This window comes from Rothia sp. HMSC071B01 (genome assembly GCF_001808945.1).
Taxonomy (GTDB): domain Bacteria; phylum Actinomycetota; class Actinomycetes; order Actinomycetales; family Micrococcaceae; genus Rothia.
This window is the reverse complement of record NZ_KV795071.1, coordinates 253030-256436: the sequence shown is the minus strand read 5'-3', so window position 1 is coordinate 256436 and position 3407 is coordinate 253030. Positions and strand designations below refer to the sequence as shown.

Annotated in this window: 2 protein-coding genes; both read left to right on the top strand. The window is 63.1% G+C overall.

What is annotated here, in order from left to right:
* Window positions 1-444 precede the first annotated feature (444 nt).
* On the top strand, window positions 445-1437 hold the full coding sequence (locus HMPREF2527_RS04510; protein ID WP_070506700.1) for an HNH endonuclease: 993 nt from the start codon (window positions 445-447) through the stop codon (window positions 1435-1437).
* Between the two features lie 277 nt (window positions 1438-1714).
* Window positions 1715-3082 (top strand): hypothetical protein, encoded by a 1368-nt coding sequence (locus HMPREF2527_RS04505; RefSeq protein ID WP_070506697.1) that lies wholly within the window; start codon window positions 1715-1717, stop codon window positions 3080-3082.
* Window positions 3083-3407: the final 325 nt, after the last annotated feature.

Genomic DNA, 3407 nt, shown 5'->3' with positions numbered 1-3407 from the left:
GCCCTCGCTTCGCTTCGGGCACCCTGATGTCACTGCGGAGGACACCATTCCCTCCACTTCGTAAATAAAACACCCAGCCTCAGATTAGTAAGCGCAGGGCTTGTGTGCGCGATACCGGCATAACGAACTTAAAGGGGAGAGGGGCTGTCGCTCTTTCAGTCTTTTGCTGGCTCCGCCAAATAGGTGGGTTGAAATTGCGGCTTAGCGCCGCACCTTCCGAAAGCGACATCAGGGTGCCCGCACGGGCGCTCTCCGCAACGAAGCAAGGAAGAGCGGAGCGTCCGGGCGTGGCGGGTTCCCCTGCAGGAGCGCAGGAAGGGAGCGGCGCGGAAGCCTATACACCTCCAACGTGACCAAATGCTTTGCACACAGTACCCACCTCCGATACCCTAATGGAGGAAATCTACACTCACAGATACACCGCCGTATCACAAAGGAACACCCATGAAATTCCTCAAAGGGCTCGGCCTCTTCTTCGCCGTATGCCTCGCCTTCTCCCTCTGGTACGTCATCCTTGGCGTCGTCATCATCGTGCTCATCGCGGGCATCATCATGACCATCCGCAAAAACCGGTACTTCGCAACCCCCGAATTCCAGACGCACCGGCAACGCACCGCCACACTCGCCAGCGAATACAACGAAGTCGCCAGCTACGTACACGACATCTACACCCACGGAATCTACGAACTCGGTGCCTCCACCAACGGTATGTACAGCCACCTCGCCACCGTCGAAGTTCAACAACCCAAAACCTGGCAGACGCTGCTGCGGAAGAAACCCGAAGAACGCCACCCGCACGTCTACAACTCCTCAAAACAGGTCGTTCTCGAAGCCGAGCGGGACCCCATCGGCAGCCTCACCAAATACTTCCACATCGAAGCGGACCTGCAAACCCTCAAGGACGTGCAGCGGCTTTCTGACGATATTGCGCGCCTCGAAAACGCGGTCGACAACGTGCGACGCCGCGAAGACGACATGCTCGCACACATCAACCCGCCCCACTTCATCACCAAGCACTACGCCGGCGAGTTCTGGAACAAACTCAACGTCTGCCACGTAGGGCTGACCGTGCCCTACCCCGTCTACCGGTTCGAATACACCTCACCCAATGGCAAAGAAAATCGTGCCGTCACCGTCACCCTCGACACCCCAACCCTTGACGCGCTCTCCGAAACCCTGGAACGCAAAATACGCTGGGCATGGCCCGAAGGCGGCAAACGCACCCTCATGACCGCCCAACTGCGCCAACGCATCAAAGAACGCGACAACTACACCTGCCAAAACCCCGGATGCGGCAACTCCATCATGCGTGAACGAATCCTCATCCTAGAGGTCGTCCACAAGATTCCGCTATCCGAAGGCGGCAACAACGAGCCCGAGAACCTGCAGACCCTCTGCTGGCGTTGCGTACGCGGACGGAACCTGCGGCTCGCATAAAGCCGCACCTTCCGAAAGCGACATCAGGGTGCCCGCCCGGGCGCTCTCCGCAGCGAAGCAAGGAGAAGCGGATCGTCCGGGCGTGGCGGGTTCCCCTGCAGGAGCGAAGGAAGGGAGCGGCGCGAGATGCCCAAGAGCTCCCATACTGTGCTCGAGCTAGGGATTTATGTTAAAGCTGAGGTTCAAGGTATGCTTTTCCTCAGCGTCCGGGCGCAGGCCTACAGGCTCCCGCATCCGCACCACAAACACATCACCCCACCTAAATAAAGGGCATACCATGTCTACATCCCTGACCCGCCGCAAGCTCGTCGCTGGTGCAGCCTGGGCGGCACCCGTCGTCGCAGCCTCCGCAACCATCCCCTCCTACGCAGCGTCCGTCGCCGCTACGAACGACTGCATCCTGGCAGCTAGCCCGGCGTACAACATCTCCGGCACCGAAGAAGGCACCAAGACCGTTCAGAGCTTCGCCGTGCCCGACAACGTCCACAAGCTCCGCTTCGAGCTGGTCGGCGGCGCAGGCGGCACCAACAACCGCATGACCCCCGCCGGCTCCGGCGCGAAGGTCAGCGGCATCATCGCCGTCACCCCCGGCTCCACCGTGCAGATTATCGCCGCAGCAGGCGGTATCGGTGACGGCTCCCTCACCCCCACCGCCGGTGGTGAAGGTTACGGCAACGGCGGCTCCGTACCCGCCTACACCATCCCCGCCACCATCACCGCGCAGGTCGACGCCAAGTACGCGGACCCGGCAAACTCCAAGACCCAGGCGTACGCTGCATCCGGCGGCGGCTCCTCCGCACTGCTCATCGACGGCACCGTAATCGCTGTGGCTGGCGGCGGTGGCGGCGCGGGCATGACCACCTCCGGCGTGTCCTACGCAGACCCCTGGTACTCCAACCTCAACGGCCAGATCGACGCAGGCGTGGCACCCCTCGGCTCGGATGCATCTCCGCAGTTCGACGCGGCGGGTAGCGCCTCTGCAGCGGCAGGCTCCAACGGCACCCCCGGCTACGAAATCTACAAGGCTGAACGCTCCAAGGTCCTGACCTACAACTCCGGTTTCGGCGGCGCGGCGGGCGTGGGCGGTGCAGGCGGCGCGGCAGGCACCCTGCCGGTCAGCGGCCCCATCATCGGCTTTGAAACCACCAACAACCAGGTGCTGTTCAGCCAGTTCGTCGCCGGCAACGCGGGCACGAACGGCTTCGCGGGCAATGGCGGCGACGGTGCGGGCGCATACTCCTACCAGCTGGATGAGAACCCCGCCAGCGTGCACGAGAAGGGCACCTACGAGGACCGCAGCTGGGACCTGGACATCTACAACGACGAGGGCGCGTACGCGCAGAACTTCAACGGCTACCAGTCCGTGGTGTCCGGTGGTGGCGGCGCAGGCTACGGAGGCGGCGGTTCCGGCGCGGCACAGTCCGTCTCCTCGATTGTGCTGACCCAGAAGTGGCTGAACAGCCCGACTGGCGTGCGTCAGGGCATTGGCTACACGATGCAGGGCGGCGCAGGTGGCGCGGGCGGCTCGTACCTCGCCCCGTCGGTGAGCGAGGGTGCGATTGTTTCGGCTGAGAACGCGCCGCAGTGGATGCGCGAGCGCAGTAACGGTTCGGTGACGGTGACTTTCTGCGAGGCGGCTGCCTAACCGTTTCTCACGCTGAGAGGCGGTGTTCGTCCTCGCTCCTACACGCGTATAGGTGCGCCGCATGTTTCCTCCGCGCCTAACGCAGGGGCACCCGTCACCCGGACGCTCCGCCCTCTCCTTGCTCCGCTGCGGAGAGCGTCCGTGTGACACCCTGAGGGCGCTTCCGGAAAACACGGCTGCACCTGTAACGCAAGCAAAGAGCCCCCACACGAGGTGATCGTGTGGGGGCTCTTTGCCGTTCACAGCACAAGCTGAGGTGGGAACCTACCGCGGACAGGCGGTGTCGTCCGTAGCGACATCAGGGTGCCCGAGCTCTGCGAGGGCG

What these genes read in the sequence shown, in the direction of transcription:
- HMPREF2527_RS04510 (WP_070506700.1), top strand. Translation starts at nt 445, where the DNA reads ATGAAATTCCTCAAAGGGCTCGGCCTCTTCTTCGCCGTATGCCTCGCC.
- HMPREF2527_RS04505 (WP_070506697.1), top strand. Translation starts at nt 1,715, where the DNA reads ATGTCTACATCCCTGACCCGCCGCAAGCTCGTCGCTGGTGCAGCCTGG.